The organism is Micromonospora sp. CA-248260, from assembly GCF_050942205.1.
GTDB classification, from domain to species: domain Bacteria; phylum Actinomycetota; class Actinomycetes; order Mycobacteriales; family Micromonosporaceae; genus Micromonospora; species Micromonospora antibiotica.
On sequence record NZ_CP192021.1, the window covers coordinates 2,591,422 to 2,617,899 of the forward strand.

Genomic DNA, 26,478 nt, shown 5'->3' on the forward strand with positions numbered 1-26,478 from the left:
CGCCGGACCGGTGCCGAACGCGCTGGTCGTCGGTGGCGTAGAGTCGGCATCGGCGCGGACCTCCTGGCACGACAACCGGGGTGCGCAGCGGCGCCGCGAAGGACGTCGGACAGCTCCGATGCCGGGTGGTCGTCGGGAGGGGGCAACGAGGACATGGCTGGCAACGGTGATCGTGCCGACGCCTGGACGTCGGAGCTCCGTGAGCAGCAGGCGTCACTCGGCGCCGACCTGGGCCCGGCCGACCCGGCCGCCTACACGATGCGCAAGCCTATCCCCGAGCCGATGCCCACCGACCGGCACGGCCCGGCCCGGATCATCGCGATGGCCAACCAGAAGGGTGGGGTGGGCAAGACCACCACCACCATCAACCTGGGTGCTGCCCTGGCCGAGTACGGCCGCAAGGTGCTGCTTGTCGACTTCGACCCGCAGGGCGCGCTGTCGGTGGGTCTCGGCGTCAACCCGCACAACCTCGACCTGTCGGTCTACAACCTGCTCATGCAGGACGACGTCATGGCCGAGGACGTCCTGATCAAGACGGACGTGGCCGGCCTGCACATCCTGCCCGCCAACATCGACCTCTCCGCCGCCGAGATACAGCTGGTCAACGAGGTCGCCCGGGAGATGGCCCTGGCCCGGGTGCTACGCAACGTGCGCAAGGAGTACGACTACATCCTGATCGACTGCCAGCCCTCGCTGGGTCTGCTGGCGATCAACGCGCTGACCGTCGCGCACGGTGTGCTCATCCCGCTCGAATGCGAGTTCTTCAGCCTGCGCGGGGTGGCGCTGCTGTTGGACACCATCGACAAGGTGCGTGAGCGGCTCAACTTCGACCTGGAACTCGAAGGCATCCTCGCCACCATGTACGACAGCCGCACCACCCACTGCCGGCAGGTGCTCCAGCGGGTGGTCGAGGCGTTCGGCGACAAGGTCTACCAGACCGTCATCACCAAGACGGTGAAGTTCCCCGAGTCCACGGTGGCCGGTGCCCCGATCACGACGCTCGACCCGGCCTCCTCGGGGGCCCGCAACTACCGGCAGTTGGCCCGTGAGGTGATCGCGGCCCAGGCCGACCGGTAGGTCGGGGTGCACCCTCGGGCGTCCCGGACGGCGACGACGTCCGAGACGTGGACTACGGTCGTCCGGTGACCGCGCCACCGCTGGATCCGCCGACGACCCCGCAGCAGCCGCCCGTGCTGGCTGCCGAGGTCGCCGCCGACCTGGCGACCGACCCGGCGGGGGTGCCGCAGGCCGGGCAGAGCGCCGGCTTCACCGTCCGGCTGGCGAACTTCACCGGCCCGTTCGACCTGCTGCTGCAACTGATCAGCAAGCACAAGCTGGACGTCACCGAGGTGGCCCTGCACACCGTCACCGACGAGTTCATCGCCTACATCCGCGCCATGGGCGACGAGTGGGACCTCGACGAGACCAGCGAGTTCCTACTCATCGCCGCCACCCTGCTCGACCTGAAGGCGGCCCGGCTGCTGCCCTCGGCCGAGGTGGAGGACGAGGAGGACCTCGCCCTGCTGGAGGCGCGGGACCTGCTCTTCGCCCGGCTGTTGCAGTACAAGGCGTACAAGGAGGCGGCGGCGCACATCGCCGAACTGGAGGCGGTCGGCGGGCGACGCTACCCCCGCGCGGTCACCCTGGAGGCCCGCTACGCCGACGCCCTGCCCGACCTGGTGCTCGGCGTCGGCCCGGAGCGGCTGCTGCGGCTGGCGGTGCGGGCGATGACCCCGAAGCCGGTGCCCGAGGTGTCCATCGCGCACGTGCACCTGGTCCGGGTCAGCGTCCGGGAGCACGCGACGATCCTGGCCGAACGGCTGCGCCGGGCCGGCATCGCCACCTTCACCCTGCTCTGCGCGGACTGCGAGATCACCCTGGAGGTGGTGGCCCGCTTCCTGGCCCTGCTGGAGCTGTACCGGGAGGGACTGGTGGCCTTCGTGCAGGAGGAGGCCCTGGAGGAGCTGACCGTACGCTGGACCGGCCCCGCCGACGGTGACGCCGATCTGCACGTCGACGAGTACGCCGGCACCCCCGCCGACGCCGACGACACTGGTCCCGCCCCGGGCGGACCCGCCGCCCCGGCGGCTGCCCCGGACGGCCCCGCCGATCCGGGGTCCGCCGGCCCGGGGTCCGCCGGCCCGGGGTCCGCCGGCCCGGGGTCCGCCGGCCCGGGGTCCGCCGGCCCGGGGTCCGCCGGCCCGGGGTCCGCCGGCCCGGGGTCCGCCGGCCCGGGGTCCGCCGGCCCGGGGTCCGCCGGCCCGGGGTCCGCCGGCCCGGCGGGCGAAGCCGCGACGACGCAGGAGACGCGATGAGCGACGAGGAGCGCCAGGACTCCCTGGCCGATCAGGCCGCGGCCTGGATCCCCCCGTGGGAGCGCCCCACCGCCCGGCAGCAGCCCGCGCCCGCCCCGACCGGCCCCGACGGCGAGGCGGACACGGCACCACCCGCCGATCCGGGTGCTCCGCCGACGGAGGCGGTGTCCGCAGGCCCCACCGCCCAAACGGGTCCGGGAGCCGCTGGTGAGCCGGCTGTTCCCGGAGCCCCGGCTGAGCCGGCTGTTCCCGGAGCCCCGGCTGAGCCGGCTGTTCCCGGAGCCCCGGCTGAGCCGGCTGTTCCCGGAGCCCCGGCTGAGCCGGCGACAACGGACGGGACCGGTGCGGGTGGGGTCGGTGCGGTCGGGGCTGGTGTCGGCTCGGGCCCGGACGCCGCCGCGGCGGGGGAGCGGGACCCGGTGGGCGTGCCGAAGCGGCGGCCGGCGGGCCGGCGGCGGGTGACCGTCACGCCGCCACCGGCACCCGAACTCGACGACGCGGAGCTGCGCGGCGCCCTGGAAGCCATCCTGCTCGTGGTCGACGAGCCGGTCAGCGAACTGGTACTCGCCCAGGTGCTGGAACAGTCCCCGGAGCGGATCGGGCCGGTGCTCGACGACATCGCCGCCGGCTACACCGCCGCCGGGCACGGCTTCGAACTGCGCCGGGCGGCCGGGGGCTGGCGGCTCTACACCCGGCCGGAATACGCGGCCCACGTCGAGCGGTTCGTCCTGGACGGGCAGTCGGTACGGTTGACCCAGGCCGCGCTGGAGACGCTCGCGGTGATCGCCTACAAGCAACCGGTGACCCGGGGTCGGGTCTCGGCCATCCGGGGTGTCAACTGCGACGGGGTGCTCCGTACCCTGGTCTCCCGAGGGTTGGTCGAGGAGTGCGGCGCCGAACCGGACAGTGGGGCGTTCCTCTACCGGACCACCACGATGTTCCTGGAGAAGCTGGGCCTGGACTCGGTCGCCGACCTGCCCCCGCTCGCCCCGTTCCTCCCCGACGACGTAGAAGAGCTTGCCGATGCCACGCGATGACCGTTCCCCCAAGCCCGACGCCCCCGTGTACGAAGGTGCCGAACGCCTCCAGAAGGTGCTCGCCGCCGCCGGTGTCGGGTCCCGACGCGCCTGCGAAGATCTGATCTTCCGGCGTCGGGTGACCGTGGACGGCCGGGTCGCCCACCTCGGCGACAAGGTCGACCCCGCCACCGCCGTGATCCACGTCGACGGGGAACGCCTCCAGGCCGACAACCGCCTGGTCTACGTGGCGATGAACAAGCCGCGCGGGGTGGTCACCACCATGTCGGACAACAAGGGCCGCAACGAGTTGGCCGAGTTCATCGGCAACCGGGTCGAGCAGCGGGTCTACCACGTCGGGCGGCTCGACGCCGACAGTGAGGGCCTGCTGCTGCTCACCAACGACGGGACCCTCACCCACAAGCTGATGCACCCGTCGTACCAGGTGCTCAAGACCTACCTGGCCGAGGTGGCCGGGCCGATCCCGCGTAACCTCGGCAAGCGGCTGCTGGCCGGGGTCGAGCTGGAGGACGGGCCGGTGAAGGTCGACTCGTTCAAGGTGGTGGACACCCTGGGTAAAACCGCCCAGGTGGAGCTGAGCCTGCACGAGGGGCGCAAGCACATCGTCCGGCGGCTGCTGGCCGAGGTCGGGCACCCGGTGTCCCGGCTGGTGCGTACCTCGATCGGTCCGATCAAGCTCGGTGACCTGCGCACCGGGCGGATCCGGCGGTTGACCAACGCGGAGGTCGCCGCCCTGTTCAAGGCCGTGGGTGACTGACCGGAGTCGCAGCGGGTACGTGTGCCGGTGGGCTTCCCCGCGGCCCAACGGGCCGACGGGTGGCGTGCGTCGCCCCCGACGGAGGCGCGCGTGGCCGACCCGCGAGGCGCGGGATGATGGACGACGATGGACGACCGCTCAACGGCACCGGAGGAACCGGTGACCCGCGAGGTACGGGCTGAGGAGGACAACGGTGGAGGAAAACGTACGGGCCGGGCGCTGTGTGGTCGCGGTGGACGGACCGTCCGGTTCGGGTAAGTCCACCGTGTCGCGGCGGCTCGCCGTCGACCTCGGTGCCCGCTACCTGGACACCGGTGCGATGTACCGGGCGATCACCTGGGCGGTGCTGCGCTCCGGCGTCGACCTGGCCGACGCCGCCGCGGTGGGCAAGGTCGCCGCCGAGGTCGAGCTGCGCATCGGCACCGACCCCCGGGGGTACGGCGTGACCGTCGACGGGACGGGTGTCGACCAGGAGATCCGGGGCCCCGAGGTGACCGGCGCGGTCTCCGCGGTGGCCGCCGTGCCGGCGGTGCGGGCGTTGCTCGTGGCCCGGCAGCGGGAGCTGATCGCCCAGGCCGGTCGGATCGTCGTCGAGGGCCGCGACATCGGGGGTGTGGTGGCCCCCGACGCCGACCTGAAGGTCTACCTGACCGCCTCCGAGGCGGCCCGGGCCCGACGCCGCAGCGCCGAGGACGCCGCCGACGTCACGGCGACCGCCGCGGACCTGGCCCGGCGGGACCGGCTCGACTCCACCCGCGCGGTCAACCCGCTGCGGCAGATCGCCGACGCCGTCGAACTGGACACCACCGAGCTGGGCATCGACGAGGTCGTCGCCCGGCTGCGGGAGCTGCTCACCGAGCGGGGCGTGGCATGAGTGACGGATGGGTGGAGCTGCGTGAGCCGGAGGTCACCGTCGAGGAGCCGACCGGCCCGCAGCCCGTGGTGGCCGTGGTCGGTCGCCCGAACGTGGGCAAGTCGACGCTGGTCAACCGGATCATCGGCCGGCGGCAGGCGGTCGTGGAGGACGTCCCCGGGGTGACCCGGGACCGGGTGCCCTACGACGCCCAGTGGAACGGCCGTTCGTTCACGGTGGTGGACACCGGCGGCTGGGAGCCGGACGCGAAGGACCGGGCGGCGGCCATCGCCGCCCAGGCCGAGACGGCGGTGGTCACCGCCGACGTGGTGATCTTCGTGGTCGACGCCATGGTCGGCTCGACCGATGTGGACGAGGCCGCGGTGAAGATGCTGCGGCGCAGCGCCAAACCGGTGATCCTGGTGGCCAACAAGACCGACAACACCGCCATCGAGATGGAGGCGACCGCGCTGTGGTCGTTGGGCCTCGGTGAGCCGTTCCCGGTCTCCGCGCTGCACGGCCGGGGCTCCGGCGAACTCCTCGACGCGATCCTCGACGCGCTGCCCGACGCGCCCAAGATCGTCGAGAACCGGCCGCGCGGCCCCCGCCGGGTGGCGCTGGTCGGCCGGCCCAACGTCGGCAAGTCCAGCCTGCTCAACCGGTTCTCCGGGGAGGAGCGGGCGGTCGTCGACTCGGTCGCCGGCACCACCGTCGACCCGGTGGACAGCCTGGTGGAGATCGGCGGCGAAACCTGGCAGCTGGTCGACACCGCCGGGCTGCGCAAGCGCGTCGGCAAGGCCAGCGGCACCGAGTACTACGCCAGCCTGCGTACCGCCGGGGCCATCGAGGCGGCCGAGGTGGCGGTGGTGCTGCTCGACTCCAGTGAGCCGATCAGCGAGCAGGACCAGCGGATCCTGACCATGGTCGTCGAGGCCGGCCGGGCCCTGGTGATCGCCTTCAACAAGTGGGACCTGGTCGACGCCGACCGCCGGTACTACCTGGACAAGGAGATCGACCGGGAGCTGCGCCGGATCCCCTGGGCGATCCGGCTCAACCTGTCGGCGCAGACCGGCCGGGCCGTCGACAAGCTCGCCCCCGCGCTGCGCAAGGCGTTGGCGAGCTGGGAGACCCGGGTGCCCACGGCACAGCTCAACCAGTGGCTCACCGCCCTGGTGCAGGCCACCCCGCACCCGGTGCGCGGCGGTCGGGCCCCGAAGATCCTCTTCGCCACCCAGGCGGGTGTCTCCCCGCCGAGGTTCGTGCTGTTCACCACCGCGCCGTTGGACGCCGGCTACCAGCGTTTCGTCGAGCGCAAGCTCCGCGAGGAGTTCGGCTTCGAGGGCAGCCCGGTGGAGATTTCGGTACGCCCCCGCAAGAAGCTCGGCCCCGGCGGCCGGGGCAAGGCCCACGGCTGACCCGGCACCTCCAAGGGCTGCCGCTCCCACCCGGGGACGGCAGCCCTCCCGTGCCCCTCCTTTCCTAGGACGCTTTAGAGGTGGTGGCGGTGCGCACCGACGCGGCAGGGGGCTGTGCGCGCGGTGCGAAGATCCTGCGCTAAGCTGTACCGGCTGCCGCAGGGGAAACCAGGCGGAGAGCATCGGGACGTGGCGCAGCTTGGTAGCGCACTTGACTGGGGGTCAAGGGGTCGTCGGTTCGAATCCGGCCGTCCCGACAGCACGAAAAGAGGCCGTCGACCGGGGCATTCGCCCTGGCCAACGGCCTCTAATTCGTACTAGAGCGGTAGGAGTTCGCTGATCTAGACCGCGCGTAGCTGGGGACCACCTGGGGACCGGCGAGCCTTCAGGTGGGCGCTGAGTGCCGTTCCCGCGTCGGTGATCGACTGCCGGTCGGGGTGCAGATATCGCTGTGTGGTGGTCAGCGAACCGTGGCCGGCAATCTTCCGTAGTACGTGCACCGGCACGCCGGCATCGGCCATCCACGTCAGGCCGGTATGCCGTAGGTCATGCCGGCGCAGGTGTTCGAATCCCAGCTTCGTCACCACCTCATCCCAATGGGTCGCGTCCCGCAGCACGGCGGTGCTGATCCGTCCACCGCGCGGCCCGGTGAACAGCCGGGAGTGTGGCGCGGTAACCGAGTCCAGGCGGCGGGCGACGATTGGTCGCACTTCCTCGATGAGCGGCACCATCCGTGCGCGTTTTCCCTTGGTGCCCTTGTCGATCAGACCGCCGGGGCCGGGGGTGGTCTGTCGGCGGACGGTCCACATCCACGTTTCCCGGTCGATGTCCTCGGCGCGGACGCCGGACACCTCGCCGATCCGGGCTGCGGTGCACGCGGCGAATATCGTCACGTCGCCCCATCCGGGGAACCCGTTCGCAGACCGTTCGACCAGGGCGGCGGCGAGTCCGGTCAGGGCTTCCCAGTGCGGCAGGGCCAGGGTGCGCGGGTCGTCCAACTCGTCTTCGGCCCGCTGGTATTCGCGCTGCCACCCGGTGACCTGTGCGGGATTCCGCGCGATGATGCCGTCACGTACGGCCTGCTGCATCACCCGGACAAGCACGGCAAGGCTGTTCTTGACCGTCGATCGACTGCACTCGTCGGCAATCCAGCCGTGCACGGCCCGATCTACCGCGCCGTTCGTAATCATGCGGATCGGAATGTGGCCGAGTGCGGGCACCACCCGTTTACGCCAACCGGCTAGGTACGGGTCGAGCGTCTTGCGTTCCAGGCCGCGCAGGGCCAGCGTCATCACACTTTCGCCGTACTCGGCCAGGCGCTTTGTCGCGGCAAGCGGGTCGACGCCACCCTGTGCCGCGCTGACCATGGCGTCGAGCCACCCTTGTGCCTCTTCGGGTGTCGCCACCGATTCGGACTTGGACAGTCGGCGTTTGGTCGTCGGGTCGACCCACCGGACGCGCGCCCTATAGGGGCGCTCACGGCCTGGTCGTACCTCCACATCGGTGGCGAGCCGTACGCCGATCGGCGGCTGCTGGGGAGGGGTCATCAAGCCGCCTTCGGGTAGACCCGGCGGGCGGACAGCCAGCTCTCGACGTCGGCCGTCACGTACTTGACGACCCGGTCGGAAATCTGGATGAACGGCGGTCCCTGCAAGGGCGGGACGGTGCGCCAGCGGCGGATGGTCGACGGGTCGACGTCGAGCAGCACGGCAAGTTCCTCGGTGGACATGAACGGCTTGGACGAGAGTCGGATGGTGTCGTCTTCCTTCGGCGTAGCGGGCATCTCCGGTGAGGGATTCTGCGTCACGAGTCGCACGGTGAGCGCCTTTCGGTCGACAGATGGCGTCAGCGATAGGGAGAGGTGTCGATGCAGCGGGGGTGCAGAACGGCCCGCTGAGAGCGCCGTAGGGCTACCGTCCGGGTCGTCCGGATAGCCCTGGATGGCCTGGTGTGGCTGGCGACTTCTCAGCGGGCCGTTCTGCTGGTCGGCTTCCCGGTGCGGCGATGGGGTGCCGCCGGGGCCGGGGGTATCCGTACCATCCGTACCAAGCTCGTTTTGCCTGGTCAGGGCTGGTACGGATTGGTTCCTGGTACGGATTAATGCGTACCAGGGGCGGTGGTGAGGGTGCGTCGTGGTACGGATCGATCCGTACCAGTGGGGTAATCCGTACCGGGGATGACCTGCGGAAACGAGGTTGGTACGGATGGTACGGATACCCCGGTGGTGGGGGTTTCGGGTTGTGGGCAGTACCGCTGCCACGCGTCGGTGAAGGCGTCGCGGGTGTAGCCCTTGGCTTGTCCGACGGTGAAGCGGATGGTGTCGGAGCGGATTTCGAAGTCGCGGAGCAGGTCGCCGAGTTTCTTGCCGGTGAGTCCGTTGGGGCCGCTGTCGGCCCAGGGTGCCTCGGGGTCGCTGTTGAGGGCGGTGAGTAGGTCGGCGGTGGGTGCGGCGGTGGGGTCGCCGAGGGTGGTGAAGGCGGTGCGGATGTCGGCGAGCAGCCGCACCCGTTGGGAGACGTTGCCGGCTTCGTCGGCTTCGGCGGTCAGGGTGGTCACGGCGTGCCGGACGCGAGTTGGCCAGGTTCCTCCGGCGAGGTCGGCGACGGCGACGAGGGGTTCCCAGGTGTCGGCGGCCCGGTCCTCTACCGGCATCGGTGGTTCCGCGGCTTCGAGCGCGGTCAGGTTGGCGCGAAGCCACCCGGCCAACTGCTGCGCGACGGTGCGCAGGGCGGGGCCGTCGCGGCGGTGCCGGTAGGGGGCGACTTTCTCGCCGGGTGCGCGGCGGCGCATGCGGATGACGACGGCGCGGTCTTCGATGGTGTCGGGCATCGCGCCGATGCCGGCGAGGGCGGCCATGGCGAAGGTGGGGATCTTCTCCAGGCTCTGCGTGTTGTTGTCCCAGCGGATCGCGGGTCGGTTGCGTTGGTGGCCGGCGTTGAGGAGTCCGCGTAGGTCTTCGTTGGCGTCGGCGTTCTTCCCGCCGAACAGGGTGTCGGCCTCATCCACGAGCAGGGTCGGAGGTTGGCCGGTGCCAATAGCCCGGTAGACGGCGGCCGGTGAGGCGTTGACGGTGATGAGCGGGTCGTGGCAGCAGCCTTCGACAATGTCGAGCAGCCGCGATTTCCCGCACCGCTTCTCTGGTGCGCGGATGACCAGGCGGGGGGCGTGTGCCCAGGCGGCTTGGGCGTGGGTCGCGGCGATCCACAGCGTCACCGCGTCGACTGCCTCAGGGCTGGGCAGGATCACGTACTTCGTGAGGCAGCCGTGCAACCGGTCGAGAATCGCCGCACCGTCTACGGGCTGTTCGTTGGTGCTGGTTGGTGGGTTCATGCGGCGATTCCTTCGGCGCGGAAGCCACCGGTGATGGCGGCGCGGATGTCTCGGTCGGTCTGCTCTGCCTGGTGTCCGGCGGTGGTGAGGGCGGCTACCGCGTCGTGGTGGTTGATGGCTCCGGCGGTGACCATGCGGGCGACGCCTCGGGCTGCGCCGTAGAGGGTGGTGCGGCGGGTGCCCTGCGGGGCGGTGGTGACCGCGTGCAGGTGCGCGGCGAGTAGCCGGTCGGGATGGGAGATGCCCTCCGCCTCGCGGGTGCTGGTCGGCGTGTGCGCCGGGGCCGGGGTCGGTGGGGGCGGGGCGGGTCGGCAGGCGTCGACCAGCGCGGGGGGCATCTCCTGTATCTCCCGGCGCGGCGCCCACCGGTACGGGCGGCCCGTGCGGGGGTGCACGCTCGGCGGCAGCACCACGTACCCGCCGTCGCCCTTGACGTCGATGCCGGGACCGAGTCCCTGACCGGGCTTGCCCTGACTGCACTGCACCGGCTGTCCGGGGTGCCGGTAGTACAGGTGCAACCCACCCGACCCGGTGACCACGTAGGCAGTGGGCGGCAACAGCCCATCAGCGATGAGCGCGTTCATGGTGTCCCTACCGCCGTGGGCGGGGTCGACGTCGACCACGACGGTGCCGGACGCGGCACCGGTACGCAGGGCGAGTTGCCCGGTAGGGATGGCGGCCACGATCGCGGCGACCCGGTCGGGGCCGGTGCTCGCGGCGTAGAAGCCGTGACAGGTCAGGCACGCACAGCCTTCCCGGTCGTGGTCAGGGCCAGCGTCGGCGCAGGGCTGGCAGTTGGCGACGGGTCGTTTCGACCGGGCGAGCATGAATACGGGCCAGCCGCGTTCGACGTAGGTGAGGGCGGCGGCGACCAGGGCAGACGTGTCGGGCATGGCGCTCCTCTCGGGTTCGTTCAGGGCCATCGATAGGGCTTCGGGCCGTCCGGCGAGAGCATTCGGGGTGTGGGCCGGGCACCGTGGGCCTTGCAGGTAGGGACGGACACCATCGGGGTGGTGGCAGTAGCGCCGTTCCGCGCCGATCCAGTGCCCGCACCGGGTGCCGTGTAGGGGCATCAGGCCGCTCCTTCCCGGGTGCGGCGTGACGATGGCCAGCGCCGGGCGGGCACTGGCCATTCGGTGGTGAGAGCGCGAAGCGCGCCGTTCAGAGGTCTTAGCGGTGGGGCCGCAGCAGCGCCCAGACCACGAACACGACGACGGCCACGACCAGGGCGACGGCCGCGAGCCAGCCGCTGAGGTCGCGCAGGAGCCACCCGGTGATGCGGGCGCGGGCGAGGGTGGCGTCGGCGTACCAGGCGACGCGTTCGACGCGGCGGCCGAGGGGGACACCGAGGGTGATGCCGAGGATGGTGCCGAGGGCGAGCGCGGTGAGCGCGATGGTGGCCGGGTTCATCGGTCTGCTCCTGTGGGTGGGCAGGGTGGGGGTGGCCGTGAATTGCACGTGTACTTCACGGCGGGTTTGCCTAGGTGGGGGGCCGTGTAATCGGCGTGTACTTCACGCCGATTACACGGCCGGTGCGACGGGTGGTCAGGCGGTGCGCAGGATGCGGTAGCGGCCGTTGCGGGTGACGGGCATCAGCAGGGGTTCGTGACCGACGGTGAGTTCTTTGAGGGCTTTGGTGAGCCAGGCTGCGCCGTAGCCGGTCGCGGCGAGCACGTCGCCGAAGTCCGCCGGCCGGACCTCGGTGTGCCCCTGCTCAGCGAGGGCGGTCAGGTGCTGACGGAGCAGGGTACGAGCCTGTTCGGGGCCGACCTGCTTCGGCAGGGCGAGGGAGAACCGACGCGGGGTCGGGGTGGTGTCGATCTCCTGGGAAGGGTCGACGTCGTCGGGCGGGTCGTTGGGGTTGACGCCGGGGCGGGTGGCCATGGCCGGTACCTCCTGGCCGTCGTCGTCGTTGTCGGTCGGGCGGACCGTCGCGGCGGCCGGCCCAGCGGTCGCGGTGGTGGGGGTGGTGGGCATGACGGGGGCGAGGGCGCGGGCGGTGATGGGGTCGAGGGGTCGGCGGACGGGTGCCCAGCCGGTGACGGCTTCGGCGAGGTCGGCGCGGTGGGCGAGTTCGGCGCGGCAGGGAATCGGCCACCGGCCGGTGGGGATGCTGGGTGACTCGACGTAGAGGTATCCGGGTTTGCTGCTGCCCCACGACTGCGGTGACGCTCCCGCGTCGACCGTCTCCCCGGTCAAGGCAAGGGATGGGTCGTCGCGGCTGTCGATGCCGAAGCACACGTTCGTGGCGAACTGCGACCGTAGGGAGGTGGGGGCGCGGTCGTGGGTCCAGCGTTGTTGGGACAGCACGAGGCAGATGCCGGCCGACCGTGCCCGTTCGGCGACCTGGACGAGGGCCGGGTGGCCGGACCACGCGGCCGATTCCTCCACCCACACCGTCAGGTGCGACAGCGAGCACCCCGGCATCCACTCGGTCAGATCCTCCCGACCCAGGGCTTCGGTGCGGGCGGGGATAACCTGCTCGGCGAGGACGTCGAAGAACGCTTCCGCGTGGTCGTCCTCGGTGACCAGCAGCGTCAACCCGCCCTTGAGCGGCTTGACCGTCTGATCCCGCTTCACGGTGTCGACCACGATCAACGCGCCGTCGGTGCGGGTCAGGTAGTCGGTCATGACCACCAAAGCCCACTCGGTCTTCCCCGAGCCGGTCATGCCGGTAGCGCGCACGTGGGTGGCGGGGCGAACCCCAGGGCGGCCGGTGAGCGACAACCCGACCGGCTCGCCGTCCTCAGCCAGGCCGAACCGCAACGGCGCATCCCCTACCGACCGGCCGGGAGCGGACGGGCCGGCCCACGCGATGGTGTCGCGGAGTTGGTCGACCGGTACCACTTCGATGTGGCCGGTGCGGACGCTGTCGGGGTTGCGGTGCACCCGCACCGCCGTCGGCGCGACGTCGAGAGCGGACGCGATGGATTCGCGGGAGCCTTCGACGTCGGCGAGGGTGTCGCCGTGGGGCATGGCGACCGACGCGCGGACCTTCGCCCCGTCGACCTTCGGCCGTCCGATCCGCGCATCCCGCAGGGCGGCGACGGCCTCGGCGAGACCACCGCCCGTGGTGGCGGGTTGTTCGTCGGGGTTGGCCTTGGCCATCAGCCGCATCACCGCGACCGCGACCGAGGCGACGACGGTGCCGCCGGCCCACACGTCGAGCCAGGGGCGTTCCCAGGGTGCGCCGATGGTCGCCCCGAGCGCCCACGCCGACCCGGTCGCGGTGAGCAGGGTGGACACCCGCTGCCGGATGACACCCCGGGCGCGGCCGGTGGCCCAGGTGAGGGCGGTGAGTCCGCCACCGGCGGCAGTGATGCCGGCGGCGGCCCACGGGTTGGTGCCCCACCAGTGATGCGACGCGGCGGCGGCCGGCCACGCGAGCAGACACCCGGCGGGGCAGACGAGGTAGGGAAGGGCAGCCGACCGAAGGTCGACGCTGTAGGACATCGGGGGAAGCCCACCGTGGCGGGGCATTCTCGTGCGGCGGCCCATCAGCGGCCACCCCCGCCGCCGGTGGTGAACCGGAACCCGTCCCGGCGCGGCTTGTACCCGACGGCTTCCAGCTCGGGCAGGTACACGGCTTCGAAGCGGGTCGACGCGGTCACGATGTACTGCGACGCGGTGACGAGGGCTTCGGAGGCGTGGGTGATGGGGCGGGCGACCTGCCGGGCGCGAGCCCTACCGGTGAGGCCACCGACCATGATGCCGCCGCCGACGACACGCAGCCGGGCGTCGAGTTCGGATGCGGTCACGCCGAGTTCCAGGGCAGCGGCGTGCAGGATACGGCGGGTGGAGTTGAACCACTCCACCAACGACACGTTGTCGGTCAGAGCGTCGGCACCCGTGAAGATGCCACGTTCCTGAGGCATGCCTGCCATGCTGTAGTTCTCCTTCATCGGAGGGCCGGACGCGGGTTCGTTTCCAGGCGGTACCGCGTCCGGCGCAACAGGTGGTGCGGGCCGGTCGACCCCCGCACCCACCCACACCCCGGGTGTGGGTGGGCACGGCCGGGAGACCGGTCAGCCGAGCAGTGGGGCCAGAGCAGCCGTGAGCGCGGTGCCGACCATGCCGGCCAGCAGCAGATCCACAGCGGTACGGACCCGCTGGTACTTGCGGACGGCTGTGCGGGACAGCCACACGAGGTGGTGCGCGCGTTCGGCGGCGGCGGACAGTGGCGGGGCGGTGGCCTCGGTCATCAGGTCCCCCGGCGCCGCAGCGGCGTAGTGGACCAGGCCGTGACCACCGCCCAGGCACGGCCGGACCGCACCGGCGAGCAGTGCCACCGCCGTACCGACCAGGGCGACGGTGGTGACTCCGGCGGCCAGGGCGGGGCCGGGAAGGTCGGTGCGGGCGAGGGTCGCCACGCCGACCGTCACGGCCGCTCCGGCGACGGCCATCAACGTGGAGGCTTTGGTGTCGGCGCGGGCGAGTTCGGCGCGGACTTCGGTGATCCGGTCGGTGAACCAGGCCGGATCGGGTACTGGCACCATCAGAGGTGCCCTCCCTTCGTGTAGGGGTTGGGTGACCGGACCGGCGGCACAGCACAGGTTTCTCAGGCCATCAGGGCTGTGCCGCCGGGCGGGGTCAGGTACGGCTGCGGCGGCTGGTCACCAGCAGCGCGGCGGACGCCATGACCATCAGCCCGTCGACAGCGAGGGGGCCGATGGCGATGGTGAGGGGGTCTTCGCCGAAGTGGGCCAGGAGTCCGGACAGGTGCCGGTAGGACACGACGGCGGCGACCACCGCGACCGGAAGCACCCCGGCGACCCGGGCGAACACCGAACTGATCCCGTCGCCCCAGGGGATGCGGGTCAGGATCTCCACCGTCACGAACAGGGCGACCGGCCAGAACACCGACAACGCCACCGCCAACGGCGACGGCGACCACCCCGGGTCCGGTGCCCACCCGGCCGGTGCGCCGTCGGGCGGGTTCGGCAGGTAGGTGTGGGCGATGTTCGCGGCGATCGACACCACCCCGCCCAGGATCACCCCGACGTATGCCCAGCCCCGGCCCGTCGGACGGGCGGTGGTCGGGGTGGTGGTGATGTTGGAACCCGGGTCTACGGCGGGTGCTGCCTGCCCCGACGCGACGTCGGGTGCCTCGGGCATGTCTGGGGTCGTGCCCGGTGCGGTCGGGTCGTGCGGCACCGGGGCCGTGGGCGCGTCCGGCGCGGGCGGGTCGACCGCGTCGGCGTCCGGGTGCGGGTCCAGGTCGACCGGCGGCAGGTCGGCGGCACCGGGGGTGGGGTCGGTACCGGTCGGGGTGGTGTCCGGGTCGGCCGGGGGGCGGGTCAGCCGGTCGATGATGGCGTCTGCCTTCGGACCACCGACCCGCAACTCGGTCTTGATCCGGTTGCGCGACGGGACCGTGCCGAGACGGGCGACCAGGGCGTGCGCCTCGGGCATCAACTCGTCCACTGATCGGGGGTAGATGCTCAGGGTGGGGGCGGTCATCGGGCCACCGCCAGCGCGGCGAGCCGGTCAGCCGTCGACGAGTCGAGCGGTTCGACGGGGTCGGTGTACTCGGTGGCGGTGGCGTAGAACTCCCAGCCGTGCCAGGTCGGGTAGGCGTTCATCTGCCGGTACGGGCGGCCGTCGGTGGTGGTGCCGTCGTGTTCACCGGTCAGCATGTCCGGGTCGTTGAGTCCGGCCAGATGCAGCCACGACTTCAGGGCGGCGATGCTGTCGAAGGTGACCGACAGCGATACACCCGGGGTGTGGACGCGGATGTCGGTCGGGTCGGCGAGCAGGATCAGTTCGGCCATCACGGCGCGGCGGGTCTTGCGGGCGGTCATCGCAGCGTCTCCTTCGCGGTCGGGGTGGCGTGGTTGAGGGCGTGGGCGAGGGCGAACGGGGCGAGCATCACCAGCGGTCCGCCCAGCAGGATCAGGAGCAGCCAGATCACGAGGGGACTCCTTCGAAGCAGTCAAGGCACTCGTTGAGAGAGCGCGGGATGTAGTAGGGCTGCACCCGCCCGCAGATGCGGCAGGTACGGCGCGCGGTCAGAGCGGCGCGAACCGCGCGGAGCTGGGCGGGGGTGGCGGTGCGCTTCGGCCGGGCCAGATCGACCCGGTACAGGTACGCGGCGCGGGTGCCGCCGACGCCACGCCAGAGCACCTGAGCGGCGACCGGCTGCCCGGCGGGCCGCAGGCCGGCGGCGCGGAGTTGACGGCGGGTGGCGTAACCGGGCGGGGCACCCTGCCACCAGTAGGTGGGGATGCCGTACCGGTTGCCGTCCGGGTCGTTGTAGGCGGCGCGGATGCGGGACATCAGACCGCGCGAGGCAGGCCGGCCCGGCAGCCGTTGTCGGCGCGGTGGAGAACCTGTTCGCCACCGCAGCCGGGGCAGCGCACGATCTCGCAGTCGTGGCCGCAACCGGTCCGGCCGACCACCGCCAGGCGGTGAGGCACGCACCCATCGGCCTGCCAGGGCGGGCGAACCACAGTCGTCGCGGCGCGGGTGACGCGGGCTTCGGCCCGGCGCAACCTGCGCCAGTCCAACGGCGACGGGCCGCCCCGGTCGTCGGCGTAGAACAGGCTGATCTCAGCGTCGAGCACGTCCAATTCAGCGGCGATCAACGGCCACTCGGCGTCAATCGCGGCCAGGTCAACCGGGGTCGGGTCCATCTCGGCGGGGGTCACTTCGATCGGTTCCTCTCGGTACGGCGAGAACGCGACGTCTGCGGGCAGGCCCGGCAGCAGCTCTCGTCAGGGGCCAGCGGAGCGAGCACCCCGCACGCCGTGCAGGTACGCCAGATAGCGCGGCTCTTGGTCGTGACACGCACACACGCGGCAATCACGGACATAGCGGGATCACCTCTCCCCACAGGGTCAGGTCAGATGGACAAATCCCCCGAGCCTTGCCGGTCGGGGTGACACGTGATCCGGCACAACCGGATCGGTAGATGCGGCGCGCGCAACCCGCCTCACTCGCTTCGCTCGCCCGGGACTTACCGGGGTCGACCGCCATGCGGATCAAGGCGAAGTTGCTGCTCGGCGAGCTACGCGCGCTCATTCCTGTCGCTGTGGAGTTGTCAACTAACGACCTGATCCGGCGTCTCATGGGCGTGCGGCAACGGCGTGCCGTCGTTCCCCGAGCCATCCGGCCGGTACAACGTGGCGTTGTATTCGAGACGCTACAGCGCCACGTTGTATTCGTGCAAGCACCTCTACCGCGTAGGCTTGTACTGATGACCGACGCTGACCTGCCCGCCGACTGGTGGACGACGGACCACGTACGCACCTACCTCGCTTCGGTAGGTGCCCCGATCAGTCGCGCAACCTGGGCTTCTTACGTCTCACGCGGCCAGGCTCCCGCGCCTGACCGGATGTTCGGCCGGTCCCCGGCGTGGCAGCCCGACACGATCCGGAAGTGGCAGGCGGACAGGCCGCGTAAAGGCACCACGGGCTAGATCGGTTCATCTGGTGCCTCCTGTCTTCGGCTCCCGTCTGCGGCGGCACGTTGCTCGCCTGCCAATGAGACTGCCTGGTGCGCGGCGATCCGGGCAGGTACTAGGCACGGACACGAAGGACACGCCCCATGTCCACTGAGGTCCCTCGGCAGTTCAAGCCGAACCTTGTCCTGGTCAACCGCCGGAAGGCGGCCGGCTGGGAGTCACGCAAGCGCGCTGCGCGCGAGCTGCACCGCGTCGGCCAGCAACGCGGCATCCGAGAGACGCCCACCGTCGAGGCCATCGAGAAGGCGATGTACCGCCACGAGACGGGGCGCGTCGCGGTCACCGATCCGATCTACCGCCAGCTCTACTGCCTGGTGTACGACGCGAAGCCTCACGATCTGTTCGGTGAGCTGACCAGTGGCGCTGAGGACCGACCGCACTTCTCGGCGCGATCCCACAAGTTTGTGACAGCGTTCGTCGGTGTCGATGGTGCTGCCCGACTGCGGGAGGCTGCGGGCTGCACGCCAGCCGTGGGGGAGTGGCACACCTGCTGCTCGACACCCGTCGAGCACCCGGAAGGCGACTGCACCCTGTACGTGTGGCCGTGCGGGTCCGTGGTTTTCCACCTTGTCGAACCAGTGCAGTTGTCCACAATCGCGGCACTGGCTGCCTGGCGGGTGGCGTCGTACGGTGACAACATTGCATGGGCTATCGATTACCTCGCGCGCATTTCACCCAGTAGAGGACGAGTCTGCGGTGTATGTGCTTGGCGCTCATTGGGTGGTCGAGCCAGCATGGCCGGCGGAGTTGCTAGGAACTGCCCTACGTATCATGGCGACGCCGAAGGTGTTGCTACACCGCGACCGTCCGATGGATGACGAACACCTGGCGCACGCCGAACTGATCGAGCAGTCTTTGCTGTCTGAGGCATACGACCACGTTGGCATCGAGTCGTTCGGCGTGCAGGGCATCTCGGTTGGTTACGCCTCATGGTCCGGAGTCGTCTACCATCCGATCTCAGCCGAGCGTTCCTTGACGGAAGCTGAGGTAATATCCTGCGAGCTTGCGATCCAATCCATGTGGGCGTATTGCGACGCAATCGCCCGCCAGGTAGAGCAGGGGCGGGACCCACGGGTGCCGTCCGAATACGGGTGGCGCTATCTTCGGGGAGTGCGCTCCCGGCTTACTGTTTCCCGTCTTCGAGAGCCCGGACAGCATCAGGCGATGCGGCGGGCGATTCTGCGGACGTGTGACCTAATGCCAGCCCTAGACCAAGCCATCGAAACCCTCCGTGAGACGGATCGAGGTTAAGCCAGTGACATCGGGTCGCCCTGTGCTTGTTGTGACTGACATGCAAAACGGCTTCGTGCGAGAGCAGTCAGCGCACATTGTTCCTGTTGTTGTCGACCTAGTGCGTCGCTGGCAGGCGACCGGCGGTGACACGCTTTTTACGCGATATCTTAATTATCCGGGCAGTCCCTTCGAGCGCTTCTTCGGCTGGCAGCGGCTCCAGTCTTCCCCTGACATCGATTTCATTCCCGAGTTGTGCCAGTACGTAGATCAGGGAACAAGGTTGGACAAGAGGATCTATAGCCCATTCACTCCAGAGGGTTTGACGCTTTTCAAGCAGCGTGGATGGGAAGAGTTCTACTTCTGCGGTATTGCTACCGAAAGCTGCGTCTTGAAGGGTGCCGTAGACGCATTTGAGCACAACTTCACGCCGTGGTTGATCACGGATGCGTCGGCTAGCCACGCGGGCACTGAGGCTCACGAGGCAGGGCTATTGGTCGCACGACGCTTCATCGGTCCCGGCCAGGTGATCCGGCTGGCCGACATCCCAGACGCGCTTATCGGCCCGCCACCGCAGTCACTGGATCCATCGGTTCCGTGCTGGAGGTCGTAGTGCAGGTGCCGGTGCCGGTGAACCCTTCCCCATCTCCTGTGGGAGTGCCTTCCACGTCCCCCGTCGGGGTACCTTACCCGTCCCCCACGGGAGTAATCAACTCGGAGCATTTCGGTGCCGATTTTTGGGAACGATTCCTGACGTCGGCCGGCTTCGGCGGTGTCATGGCCGTTGTTGCTGCTCTAGTTGCGGCGAGCATCGCAATGATGCAGTTCCGGCATGTGAAGCGGCAGCACCATGAAGAACGGTGGTGGGAAACGCTCACATGGGTTTACGACAGGACGATAGTCGAGGAGGGTAGGAAGCCTCCGCTTCCCCAAAGAGTAACGCTCGCAATGCTGACTGCTCTTAGCGAGAGGGTAGGGCAAGGAAAATCTGACAGGTTGCGCGGGGAAGCGATTAGCTCAATCTTGACAATCTTCGATTCTGTCGCAATTGACGCTACTCGGGGTGGCCAAACCCAAGGTGAAGATGGCGTCGGCAGCGACGAGGGGATAAGGTCGCATCCTCAGGGCGAAGAGGGCATTGATCAAAGCATTCAGGAGGCTGCGGAAGATGCGCCCAATCAAGGCAAAGATGACGGAGTGCTAGGGCCGGTAGAAAATGCATGGACTGCTGCCGCTATTGCGGTGACTGATCCGAAAGCTGCCGCGATGCTGCGAAATCTAAGGGTAAGCCTCAATGAGAAGGGGTTCTCTAGCGATGTGGCATCGGCAGCCTACGCCTACGAGATGAGTGTTTACTCGGTACTTCGAAGAGCCGCGATTTCAGTTGGTGCCGTTATTTCTCAATCAAGCCAGGATTACGGTTTTGACTATCTGATCACTCGGGGCGGTATCGCTGTTGCTGTCACTGTCAATTATTCACAGTTCCCAATTATTGGGAACCTTTCCCATTTGCTTTCGGCTATTCCCAGGGTCGGGTTTGGGCGTGCACGCCTGCGCTACCTGCTGGTAACCAATCACACGCTAAGCCGAGAGGTAGTTCGGCGAATGGAAGAAAACGCGATAAGTCGAAAGCTCAGATTCGTTACCTGGGCTATCGCCCGGGATAGTCCTCGCCTTGAAGCTGTGCTCTTTGAGATGCTTGAGGTGGAAAAGTTAGATCGGAATCGAGATCTTGAATAGGCCCATGAAGCCCGTTTGAATAACCTAAGGGAATTTATCCTCCAAACGTCCAGGCCGAAGTATGCGGCAGGGCACCACAGAGGCGCGCCGAGTACCTGGGGACCAGTTAGGGACCACACGTAGTGCTCGATGCTGAGCGATGCGCCGTTGGGGGCACGCCTTAGTAGTAGGCATAGCGTGCGTGACGTGCAGGAACGCTTACCAAATCGTCCTGGGGGTCAAGGGGTCGTCGGTTCGAATCCGGCCGTCCCGACAGACAAAAGCCCTGACCAGCGAAAGTGTTGGTCAGGGCTTTGACTTTCATCTATGGAGATTTGAACCTCCTTCGAAGACCCCCCGTTTAGCGGGGGCGGCACGCTCTGGTGCCCGGTGACCAGAGGGGGTCCGTGCGTCCGACGGACGCACACGGACAGCGCAACAGTCGACGAGATGCCGCCGGACACATCGTTGCTGAGCTGCGCAGTCGTCTACCGCAAATGCTGTGGGGGTCGAAAGGGTCGTCGGCCTGCATCAGGCCGTCCGAAGGACAAAAGCCCCTGACCGGCGGAAGCGCTGGTTAGGGTGGCGGTCCAGCCATCGACGTACGGCGGCGAGGTCGATGCGGTTCAGTCCCCTGTGCGGGTCGACGCGGTGCAGGGCGTGCCGATCGCGGGTGAGCAGCGGGAGAACGGCAGGAGTGGATGTTCAGGTGAGGTCGTCGCTCACCTCAACCCACCGGGCGTACGCCTCAACGGCGAGGCGGCGCTACGTGATGTCGAACAGTTGCCTCAGCCGGGCCTCGATCAGGGGTTGACCGGCGGCGGACACGTCGTAGTGGCCGGCTCCTTCGAGGACGGCGAGGTTGATGTCGTTTCCGTTGATCAGCATCTTGTTGACGGTGTCGTAGGTGACCGTGGCCGGGCTGGTGATGTCGTCGGTGCCGTACAGCCAGAGAATCGCCCCCGGTAGCGTCGAGTTCTCCAGCCTGCCCTGGTTCTCCGCGTAGAACCGCTTGTTCTCAGGCAGCGAGTTCGGGGTGTCGCCGCGAACACCGGGGTAGGTGGTCAGCCGGTGTGCCGGCGACGCGTTCAGGTAGTTCTGGATGTCCTGTTTGACCAGGGCGTTCAGATCGTCCAGGCAGGTACGCCAGTTGTCACGGTAGAACCTCAGCATGGTGGGGCCGTAGATCGTGGCGGGGTCGATGTCGTAGCCCGCGTACCGTTCGGTCCTGGTGAAGTAGATGGTCTCCGCGTTGGCGAAGACGAGTTGCTCGATCTGGTGCTCCGTTGGCGGGAGCCCCGATCGTGCAGCCGCCTCGATGTCGTTCCACAGGACCCGGTTCATGGCGGGCACGTCCGGTACCGGGGCGAGGGTGATGGTGCCGCGGTACTCCAGTTCGGGGTCGGCCATGGTGGCCTGGTCGGAGTAGTACGCGGCGGCCAGAGCGGCGAAGCCACCTTCCGACCAGCCCGCCGGCACCCACTGACCCGACAGTCGGTCACCGAGGAGCCGCTGCGCGGCCACCGCGGCGAAGACCATCGAGTTTCCCTTGCTGGACAGCTCGTAGTAGCCGTGCCCCTCCGGGACACCCTCGGCCACCGGGCCGAGTCCCTCGTAGTCCGGAGCGACCACGGCGATGTTCATCTTCAGGATGGACGCCAGCAGGGCCGCGTTCGGCCCGTCGGCCCACCGGCCGTGCTCCTGGAGTTGCACGCTCGGCGCGCACTCCGGAGCCCACCCGACGGTGCCGTGCCCCCACACCACGAGTGGCCACCCGCCGGCCGGTGGTGCCTGCGTGGGCAGGAACAGCATGGCGGTGGCGTTGATCTGGCCGCCCCGGATACCGGGCATGCGGTAGACGACGAGTTGACCGTCGGCCACGTCGGCGATCACCGATGGGACGGTACGCAGCGGCGTGGGGGTGCCGACCACGTCCCCGTCGGCGGCCATCTCGACGGTGCCGGTCGGACCACCGTCAGCACCCCATGCCGGGGCGACGGGGATCAACAACCCCACCAGCAGCACGACGAGCGGGAATCCGCGTCGGACCGACCACGTCGTCCGTGTGATCCGATGGGGCAACTGGTCATCGTGCTCCCGTCGTCGTGAGTTCCCGAGACTGTCCCGGGCAGGGCGTCATGCTCCACCACCACCGACGTGACCCGTCGCGTCGTCCGAGCGCCACCACAGGGCGCCGGGCAGCCGGGAGCACGTGGCCGTGACGTGTGCCGGGTCGGCAGGCCGGATCCCCGCGACGAGCCTCCGGTTCCGGTGCCTACGGGTCGAGAATAGGCCCGTGCGGTCAGGTCAGAGATGGTTTTCCCGGGCCGGCCCCGGACCGGCGGCGACGACCGGCCCGTCCGACGCCATGACCACTCACCGGGTAGGTGGTCGCCCGACCCCGGCAGCGGGAAGGAGGCCCTACCCGGCCAGTCCTCCGTCACCACGTAGACCTCACCGTCACCGGGTTGACCCGACCTGCCGGCATCATCGGGGCGACCCGCCGCCAGGCCCACCCAGGAGCACGACGGCCCATGGCGTCCTGGCCTTCTCCGGGATCACACCATGGCGGGACCTTCCTGACGAATTCGACATGTGGGAGGGCACCGACTCCTGGTCCCGTCGCTGGACGGCGGACGCACGCCGCTTGACCTGCCACTTGTATTTTGCAAGTATGGCCCGTGTGAGCCTCTTCATCACCTGCCCGGTCGAGAGCGTCGAGCGCGCAACCGCCTTCTACACCGCCCTCGGCTGGACCCTCAACGCCGAGATGTCCGACCACAACGTGTCGTGCTTCGCGATCGCCCCCGAGCAGTACGTCATGCTCGGCAGCCGCGAGATGTACGCGAGCGTCGGCGGAGTCGAAGAGTTGATCGGCGGACCTCGGACGCCCTCGAAGGTCACGGTCTCGTTCGACCTGGGCAGCCGGGAGGCGGTCGACGAACTCGTCGACCGCGCCGGCGCTGCTGGCGGGCGGATCGGTGACACCGACGACTACCCCTTCATGTACCAGCGTCAATTCGACGACCCCGACGGCTACCACTACTCACCGTTTTGGATGAAGACGGACGCCGATCCGACCGCGTGAGCGATCTCGCCGCGGCCCTCGACATCGTCGGAGCACGGTGGGCCCTGCTCATTGTGGAACGGCTGCTCGACGGGCCACAGCGCTACGGCGATCTGCAGCGTGACCTCGGCGTGCCGACAAACATGCTCGCGATACGCCTGCGCGAGCTCGAAGCGGCTGGCGTGCTGATCCGCCTGCCCCTTCGACACAACACCCGGGCCTATGCGCTGACCGACCGCGGGTTCGCCTTGCGCGAGGCGATCGTCGCACTCGGCAACTGGGGCAGACGCGACTCCTGATACGGCACCGCCGTCCGGGATCATGGCTGGTCGTTCACGGGAGGCAGAGTATGCAGGGCACGGTAGGGAGATGACTGCTATCGGAGGCGGTCCGATGGTAAGAGACATGACGCCGCGTCAAGCGGTCGACGTACGGGTGCACCGCTGGCTGACGATCGTGGGGGCGCTCCTCACCGCCGCAGCCCTGCTGCTGTTGTCGCTTCTGCCTGACCCGCCCGCCGAGGCGGTCGCGATGACGGCGTGGGTCGAACGCGGCCACTTATTACTGATGTGGAGCAACGAACTGCTGTTCTTCGCGGTCATCTGCTGGGGAGCCGGTGCGCGCGGTCTATTCAGCGCGGGCCTGGCCGGCCCGTCGGCGTGGATCGACGTGGGAAGGACCGCTCTCACAGTCGCCCTCGTCGCGCTCGTCGTCGTACTGCTCGCGGTGGGGCGTCTGGTCTACCCGGTGTTTGAGATCGACCTGTCAGCCGAGGTCGTAGCCCTGCTCGTCAGCTCGACGTTCGGCGCCCTGCACGTGGCGTTCCTGGGTTTCGCCGTTGCTGCGGTGACGCTCGGCTGGTCGACACGCGCCGGACTGGCCGGGCGAGCTGTCGGCATCGTTGCCGCAGCCGCATTCGTCGTGGGCTCCTTCCCCTGGTTGACACCGAACTGGTGGAACTCACTGGTTCCGGTGCTGCTCGCCGCGTGGGGTGTCTTTCTCGCCCGCGTAACCCGCACCGAGAATTCCGGCGACGCTACGGAGAAGGCGGGTACCACTGTCTAGCGCATCAGCCGTCGCGAGACCCTGACGGGAATCCGGGATGGAGGCGGCGTGTAGTGGGCTCGTCGGGCTCGAGCTTGCGGAATCGCGTCAACCCGACCAGTGCAGACGGTGGGTGGCGTCGTTGGTCGGACGGATGACGCACGCGTGATCAGGTGGCGGACCTCATTGACCGTGGGTGTGATCAGCCTGGTGTCGGCCGGGTCGTCGTCGGTGGCGTCGTGACTACGACGCCGTCGACCTGCAACCCCGACGATCTGCCACCCGGTGTCCAGATCAGCCTTGGCCACCTATCGCGGAACGCCCCTGGTCGGCGAGGTCGATGGTCACCTCGGACAGGGGCTGGGCGACACACGTCAGGGTGTAGCCGGCGGCCCGCTGCTGCGGGGTGAGACAGTTCGGCTCGCTCAACACGACGTCGCCGCGGCGAAGCCGCACGACGCACTCGCCGCAGGTGCCGACGGTGCAGGAGAACGGCAGGTCGATCCCGGCGGCGAGACCCGCGTCGAGCAGACTCTGGCCGGGTTCGACCGTCCCCGCGCCGACGGGCTGCCCGGCCGCTTCCACGGTCATCGGCTGGGGCGTCGTGGTCGCGATCGTGGTGCCGGCACCCGAGGTGTACGTCTCGTGGTGCACCCGCGCGTCCGGCACGCCGAGGCTCGCGAGCACCTTCCGTACGGTGCTCATGAGCGCCTCGGGGCCGCAGACGTAGTAGCGGGCGTCTGCGGCCGGCGTACGGCCGGTGAACCAGTCCACCAGGCGGTCCGCGTCGAGGCGGCCGTCCCGTCTGGTCAGGACGTGGGTGACGGACAACCGGTCCGGGTGCTCCGCGGCCAACCGGTCGAGGTCGGCGGCGAAGATGACCTCGTCGGCGTCCCGGCTGCTGTGGAGCAGCGCGATCCGGTCGTGGCCGGCCCGGTCGGCGAGCCGCGTACGGATCATGCTCATCATCGGCGTCACACCGCTGCCGGCGGCGACGAGCAGTATTTCGGTCGGTGGCTCGGTCTCGGTGTGGAACGTCCCGGACGGGCCGTGCAGGCCCAGGAGGTCCCCGACGCGCAGCATCCGGTGCACGTGGCTGGAGAGCCGCCCTCCCTCGACATGCTTGACGGTGACCTCCAGCCGCGTCGTCCCCGGCGCGGACGAGGCCGAATAGGCCCGCCGGACCGGTCGGCCGTCGACCTCGACGACGAGCGTGAAGTACTGGCCGGGCCGGAACGCGAAATGGTCGGGCCGTCCGGCGGCGTCTTCGAGGACGAGCGTGACGGTGCTCGGCGTCTCCCGGCGCATCTCCACGATTCGCACCTCCCGCAGCGGACTTCCGGCCCGGTCGCCGTCGGTCCGTCGCCCGTCCGCGACGTCGGCGTAGCCCTCCTTACGCAGCGCGGAGCGGTAGGCGCGGCGCATCATCACCCGCAGCGCCCGCGACAGCCCCGGGATCGCGCCGATGACCCTGAACAGTGCCGCAGGCGGCCCGCCCGGCGCGTCCGCCGAGTTCGTGGCGAGGTGCTCCAACGCGATCATGGTGAGATCCGGCGCGGCACTGCGGTCGAGGTGTGCGCCGGGATGCCACAGCCGGGCCCGGGCCACCGCGTCGTTGCCGGTCACCTCGGCGTGTTCGACGTCGATGACGAGCGCCGCGTGCGGTGCCAGCCCGCGCAGCGCGAGGGTCCGTAGCAGTGCCGGGTCGTCGGTTACCACGCCGCGCCCGCGTACGTGCAGCACCCCGCTGCGGCCGGGCACGAGCGCGGCGAAGGCGAGCCGCTCATCCTGCAGCAGGTTGTGTAGCGTGTCGGCGCGTTTGTTGCCCCTGCGGTCCGGGAGCACGAGCGTCCGACCGTCGAGGATCCGGACCACCGTTCCCCGGTCGCCTCGGGGACTGGTGTCGCTGCCACCCTCGGTGTCCCAGCTCGACAGTGCGAGGAACGGCGCTGCGGCGAGGAACTCGGCCACACCGGGTGCCCCCAGCGGCTCGTCGAGGGCGATCTGCGGGGCCGACGCGGTCTGCTGGGTGGGTGGCTGCCACAGGCCGGACCGGAGGATGGCCTGCGCGCAGTGGACCCACGCCTGCCTGATCACCACCGTGGTCCGTGCTCGCCGCTGGGAGGTGACCGTGCCGTTGACACGCAGGACCTCGCCGACTCCAGGCAGCAGGAAGAACATCGACGTCGGCCCGGGGGAGGCGTCGGCCTCGGGGAGGGCGAACGAGATCCGCGTGGGGGACTGGACGT

General features: G+C 69.4%; 26 protein-coding genes and 1 tRNA gene. 13 read left to right on the forward strand and 14 right to left on the reverse strand.

All coding sequences use genetic code 11. The features are described from left to right. Positions 1 to 153: 153 nt before the first annotated feature. The 7 genes from ACQP2H_RS11400 (at position 154) to ACQP2H_RS11430 (ending at position 6,634) form a co-directional block, all read left to right on the forward strand. Entirely contained in the window at positions 154 to 1,077 is a 924-nt protein-coding gene (locus ACQP2H_RS11400) for a ParA family protein (protein WP_067315071.1), read from the forward strand. A gap of 65 nt (positions 1,078 to 1,142) precedes the next feature. Next, positions 1,143 to 2,315 carry a segregation/condensation protein A gene (locus ACQP2H_RS11405; protein ID WP_433232594.1) on the forward strand — a complete coding sequence of 391 codons (1,173 nt, stop codon included), beginning with the start codon at positions 1,143 to 1,145 and terminating at the stop codon, positions 2,313 to 2,315. Then, a complete protein-coding gene (gene scpB / locus ACQP2H_RS11410; RefSeq protein ID WP_357538425.1) occupies positions 2,312 to 3,352 on the forward strand; it encodes an SMC-Scp complex subunit ScpB in 1,041 nt (346 codons plus the stop codon). The genes ACQP2H_RS11405 and scpB overlap by 4 nt, the downstream gene beginning before the upstream one ends. Continuing rightward, on the forward strand, positions 3,339 to 4,109 hold the full coding sequence (locus ACQP2H_RS11415) for a pseudouridine synthase (RefSeq protein ID WP_208566872.1): 771 nt from the start codon (positions 3,339 to 3,341) through the stop codon (positions 4,107 to 4,109). Before scpB ends, ACQP2H_RS11415 begins: the two co-directional genes overlap by 14 nt. Before the next feature lie 193 nt (positions 4,110 to 4,302). Continuing rightward, the gene (cmk, locus tag ACQP2H_RS11420; RefSeq protein WP_433232598.1) at positions 4,303 to 4,983 is read left to right on the forward strand and encodes a (d)CMP kinase; all 681 of its coding nucleotides are present in this window, start codon (positions 4,303 to 4,305) and stop codon (positions 4,981 to 4,983) included. Continuing rightward, the gene (gene der, locus ACQP2H_RS11425) at positions 4,980 to 6,377 is read left to right on the forward strand and encodes a ribosome biogenesis GTPase Der (protein WP_091254560.1); all 1,398 of its coding nucleotides are present in this window, start codon (positions 4,980 to 4,982) and stop codon (positions 6,375 to 6,377) included. Before cmk ends, der begins: the two co-directional genes overlap by 4 nt. A 183-nt stretch (positions 6,378 to 6,560) precedes the next feature. Continuing rightward, a tRNA-Pro gene (locus tag ACQP2H_RS11430) sits at positions 6,561 to 6,634 on the forward strand. A gap of 84 nt (positions 6,635 to 6,718) precedes the next feature. Here the strand turns inward: ACQP2H_RS11430 and ACQP2H_RS11435 are convergent. From ACQP2H_RS11435 to ACQP2H_RS11490, 12 genes are all read right to left on the reverse strand, one after another. After that, positions 6,719 to 7,924: a tyrosine-type recombinase/integrase gene (locus tag ACQP2H_RS11435; protein ID WP_433232601.1), complete on the reverse strand. Its 1,206-nt coding sequence runs from the start codon at positions 7,922 to 7,924 to the stop codon at positions 6,719 to 6,721. Continuing rightward, complete coding sequence (locus ACQP2H_RS11440) at positions 7,924 to 8,184, reverse strand: helix-turn-helix transcriptional regulator (protein ID WP_433232604.1); 261 nt, start codon at positions 8,182 to 8,184, stop codon at positions 7,924 to 7,926. The genes ACQP2H_RS11435 and ACQP2H_RS11440 overlap by 1 nt, the downstream gene beginning before the upstream one ends. Positions 8,185 to 8,474: 290 nt before the next feature. Continuing rightward, positions 8,475 to 9,707: a DUF3631 domain-containing protein gene (locus ACQP2H_RS11445; protein ID WP_433232607.1), complete on the reverse strand. Its 1,233-nt coding sequence runs from the start codon at positions 9,705 to 9,707 to the stop codon at positions 8,475 to 8,477. Then, on the reverse strand, positions 9,704 to 10,600 hold the full coding sequence (locus ACQP2H_RS11450) for a bifunctional DNA primase/polymerase (RefSeq protein WP_433232609.1): 897 nt from the start codon (positions 10,598 to 10,600) through the stop codon (positions 9,704 to 9,706). The genes ACQP2H_RS11445 and ACQP2H_RS11450 overlap by 4 nt, the downstream gene beginning before the upstream one ends. 277 nt (positions 10,601 to 10,877) lie before the next feature. Next, entirely contained in the window at positions 10,878 to 11,117 is a 240-nt protein-coding gene (locus ACQP2H_RS11455; protein ID WP_433232612.1) for a hypothetical protein, read from the reverse strand. Between the two features lie 135 nt (positions 11,118 to 11,252). Continuing rightward, entirely contained in the window at positions 11,253 to 13,160 is a 1,908-nt protein-coding gene (locus ACQP2H_RS11460; protein ID WP_433232615.1) for a conjugal transfer protein TraB, read from the reverse strand. A 44-nt stretch (positions 13,161 to 13,204) separates the two neighbouring features. Then, positions 13,205 to 13,591, reverse strand: a complete 387-nt coding sequence (locus ACQP2H_RS11465) for a hypothetical protein (RefSeq protein ID WP_433232617.1) — start codon at positions 13,589 to 13,591, stop codon at positions 13,205 to 13,207. Between the two features lie 141 nt (positions 13,592 to 13,732). Then, on the reverse strand, positions 13,733 to 14,203 hold the full coding sequence (locus tag ACQP2H_RS11470) for a Pycsar system effector family protein (RefSeq protein ID WP_433232620.1): 471 nt from the start codon (positions 14,201 to 14,203) through the stop codon (positions 13,733 to 13,735). 94 nt (positions 14,204 to 14,297) lie between these two features. Then, complete coding sequence (locus tag ACQP2H_RS11475; RefSeq protein WP_433232623.1) at positions 14,298 to 15,167, reverse strand: DUF2637 domain-containing protein; 870 nt, start codon at positions 15,165 to 15,167, stop codon at positions 14,298 to 14,300. After that, complete coding sequence (locus ACQP2H_RS11480; protein WP_433233519.1) at positions 15,164 to 15,478, reverse strand: hypothetical protein; 315 nt, start codon at positions 15,476 to 15,478, stop codon at positions 15,164 to 15,166. Before ACQP2H_RS11480 ends, ACQP2H_RS11475 begins: the two co-directional genes overlap by 4 nt. Before the next feature lie 136 nt (positions 15,479 to 15,614). Continuing rightward, positions 15,615 to 15,983 carry an RRQRL motif-containing zinc-binding protein gene (locus ACQP2H_RS11485; RefSeq protein WP_433232626.1) on the reverse strand — a complete coding sequence of 123 codons (369 nt, stop codon included), beginning with the start codon at positions 15,981 to 15,983 and terminating at the stop codon, positions 15,615 to 15,617. Then, the gene (locus ACQP2H_RS11490) at positions 15,983 to 16,354 is read right to left on the reverse strand and encodes a DUF6284 family protein (RefSeq protein ID WP_433232629.1); all 372 of its coding nucleotides are present in this window, start codon (positions 16,352 to 16,354) and stop codon (positions 15,983 to 15,985) included. The genes ACQP2H_RS11485 and ACQP2H_RS11490 overlap by 1 nt, the downstream gene beginning before the upstream one ends. Positions 16,355 to 17,252: 898 nt before the next feature. Here ACQP2H_RS11490 and ACQP2H_RS11495 point away from each other — a divergent pair. From ACQP2H_RS11495 to ACQP2H_RS11505, 3 genes are all read left to right on the forward strand, one after another. Further along, positions 17,253 to 17,987 (forward strand): hypothetical protein, encoded by a 735-nt coding sequence (locus ACQP2H_RS11495; RefSeq protein WP_433232632.1) that lies wholly within the window; start codon positions 17,253 to 17,255, stop codon positions 17,985 to 17,987. Positions 17,988 to 18,424: 437 nt separating this feature from the next. After that, a complete protein-coding gene (locus ACQP2H_RS11500; protein WP_433233521.1) occupies positions 18,425 to 19,012 on the forward strand; it encodes a cysteine hydrolase in 588 nt (195 codons plus the stop codon). Continuing rightward, positions 18,997 to 20,139 carry a hypothetical protein gene (locus ACQP2H_RS11505; RefSeq protein ID WP_433232635.1) on the forward strand — a complete coding sequence of 381 codons (1,143 nt, stop codon included), beginning with the start codon at positions 18,997 to 18,999 and terminating at the stop codon, positions 20,137 to 20,139. Before ACQP2H_RS11500 ends, ACQP2H_RS11505 begins: the two co-directional genes overlap by 16 nt. 744 nt (positions 20,140 to 20,883) lie before the next feature. Here the strand turns inward: ACQP2H_RS11505 and ACQP2H_RS11510 are convergent. Next, a complete protein-coding gene (locus ACQP2H_RS11510) occupies positions 20,884 to 22,200 on the reverse strand; it encodes a hypothetical protein (RefSeq protein ID WP_433232638.1) in 1,317 nt (438 codons plus the stop codon). 592 nt (positions 22,201 to 22,792) lie between these two features. Between ACQP2H_RS11510 and ACQP2H_RS11515 the strand changes: the two genes are divergently transcribed. From ACQP2H_RS11515 to ACQP2H_RS11525, 3 genes are all read left to right on the forward strand, one after another. Beyond that, positions 22,793 to 23,206, forward strand: coding sequence for a VOC family protein (locus ACQP2H_RS11515; RefSeq protein ID WP_255597529.1), 414 nt, complete (start codon positions 22,793 to 22,795; stop codon positions 23,204 to 23,206). Continuing rightward, positions 23,203 to 23,484, forward strand: coding sequence for a winged helix-turn-helix transcriptional regulator (locus ACQP2H_RS11520; protein WP_208570228.1), 282 nt, complete (start codon positions 23,203 to 23,205; stop codon positions 23,482 to 23,484). Before ACQP2H_RS11515 ends, ACQP2H_RS11520 begins: the two co-directional genes overlap by 4 nt. Before the next feature lie 106 nt (positions 23,485 to 23,590). After that, the gene (locus ACQP2H_RS11525; protein WP_433232641.1) at positions 23,591 to 24,250 is read left to right on the forward strand and encodes a hypothetical protein; all 660 of its coding nucleotides are present in this window, start codon (positions 23,591 to 23,593) and stop codon (positions 24,248 to 24,250) included. A 273-nt stretch (positions 24,251 to 24,523) separates the two neighbouring features. Here ACQP2H_RS11525 and ACQP2H_RS11530 read toward each other — a convergent pair whose 3' ends face one another. Beyond that, the gene (locus ACQP2H_RS11530; protein ID WP_433232643.1) at positions 24,524 to 26,410 is read right to left on the reverse strand and encodes a 2Fe-2S iron-sulfur cluster-binding protein; all 1,887 of its coding nucleotides are present in this window, start codon (positions 26,408 to 26,410) and stop codon (positions 24,524 to 24,526) included. Between the last annotated feature and the right edge of the window lie 68 nt (positions 26,411 to 26,478).

Bases quoted from the DNA above. Each gene is read 5' to 3' on its own strand.
- ACQP2H_RS11530 (WP_433232643.1), bottom strand. From the start codon at position 26,410: ATGTTCTTCCTGCTGCCTGGAGTCGGCGAGGTCCTGCGTGTCAACGGC.
- ACQP2H_RS11495 (WP_433232632.1), top strand. From the start codon at position 17,253: ATGTCCACTGAGGTCCCTCGGCAGTTCAAGCCGAACCTTGTCCTGGTC.
- ACQP2H_RS11460 (WP_433232615.1), bottom strand. From the start codon at position 13,160: ATGTCCTACAGCGTCGACCTTCGGTCGGCTGCCCTTCCCTACCTCGTC.
- ACQP2H_RS11465 (WP_433232617.1), bottom strand. From the start codon at position 13,591: ATGGCAGGCATGCCTCAGGAACGTGGCATCTTCACGGGTGCCGACGCT.
- ACQP2H_RS11485 (WP_433232626.1), bottom strand. From the start codon at position 15,983: ATGTCCCGCATCCGCGCCGCCTACAACGACCCGGACGGCAACCGGTAC.
- ACQP2H_RS11515 (WP_255597529.1), top strand. From the start codon at position 22,793: ATGGCCCGTGTGAGCCTCTTCATCACCTGCCCGGTCGAGAGCGTCGAG.
- ACQP2H_RS11445 (WP_433232607.1), bottom strand. From the start codon at position 9,707: ATGAACCCACCAACCAGCACCAACGAACAGCCCGTAGACGGTGCGGCG.
- ACQP2H_RS11450 (WP_433232609.1), bottom strand. From the start codon at position 10,600: ATGCCCGACACGTCTGCCCTGGTCGCCGCCGCCCTCACCTACGTCGAA.
- ACQP2H_RS11455 (WP_433232612.1), bottom strand. From the start codon at position 11,117: ATGAACCCGGCCACCATCGCGCTCACCGCGCTCGCCCTCGGCACCATC.
- ACQP2H_RS11480 (WP_433233519.1), bottom strand. From the start codon at position 15,478: ATGGCCGAACTGATCCTGCTCGCCGACCCGACCGACATCCGCGTCCAC.
- ACQP2H_RS11435 (WP_433232601.1), bottom strand. From the start codon at position 7,924: ATGACCCCTCCCCAGCAGCCGCCGATCGGCGTACGGCTCGCCACCGAT.
- scpB (WP_357538425.1), top strand. From the start codon at position 2,312: ATGAGCGACGAGGAGCGCCAGGACTCCCTGGCCGATCAGGCCGCGGCC.
- ACQP2H_RS11475 (WP_433232623.1), bottom strand. From the start codon at position 15,167: ATGACCGCCCCCACCCTGAGCATCTACCCCCGATCAGTGGACGAGTTG.
- ACQP2H_RS11400 (WP_067315071.1), top strand. From the start codon at position 154: ATGGCTGGCAACGGTGATCGTGCCGACGCCTGGACGTCGGAGCTCCGT.
- ACQP2H_RS11415 (WP_208566872.1), top strand. From the start codon at position 3,339: ATGCCACGCGATGACCGTTCCCCCAAGCCCGACGCCCCCGTGTACGAA.
- ACQP2H_RS11525 (WP_433232641.1), top strand. From the start codon at position 23,591: ATGACGCCGCGTCAAGCGGTCGACGTACGGGTGCACCGCTGGCTGACG.
- ACQP2H_RS11470 (WP_433232620.1), bottom strand. From the start codon at position 14,203: ATGGTGCCAGTACCCGATCCGGCCTGGTTCACCGACCGGATCACCGAA.
- der (WP_091254560.1), top strand. From the start codon at position 4,980: ATGAGTGACGGATGGGTGGAGCTGCGTGAGCCGGAGGTCACCGTCGAG.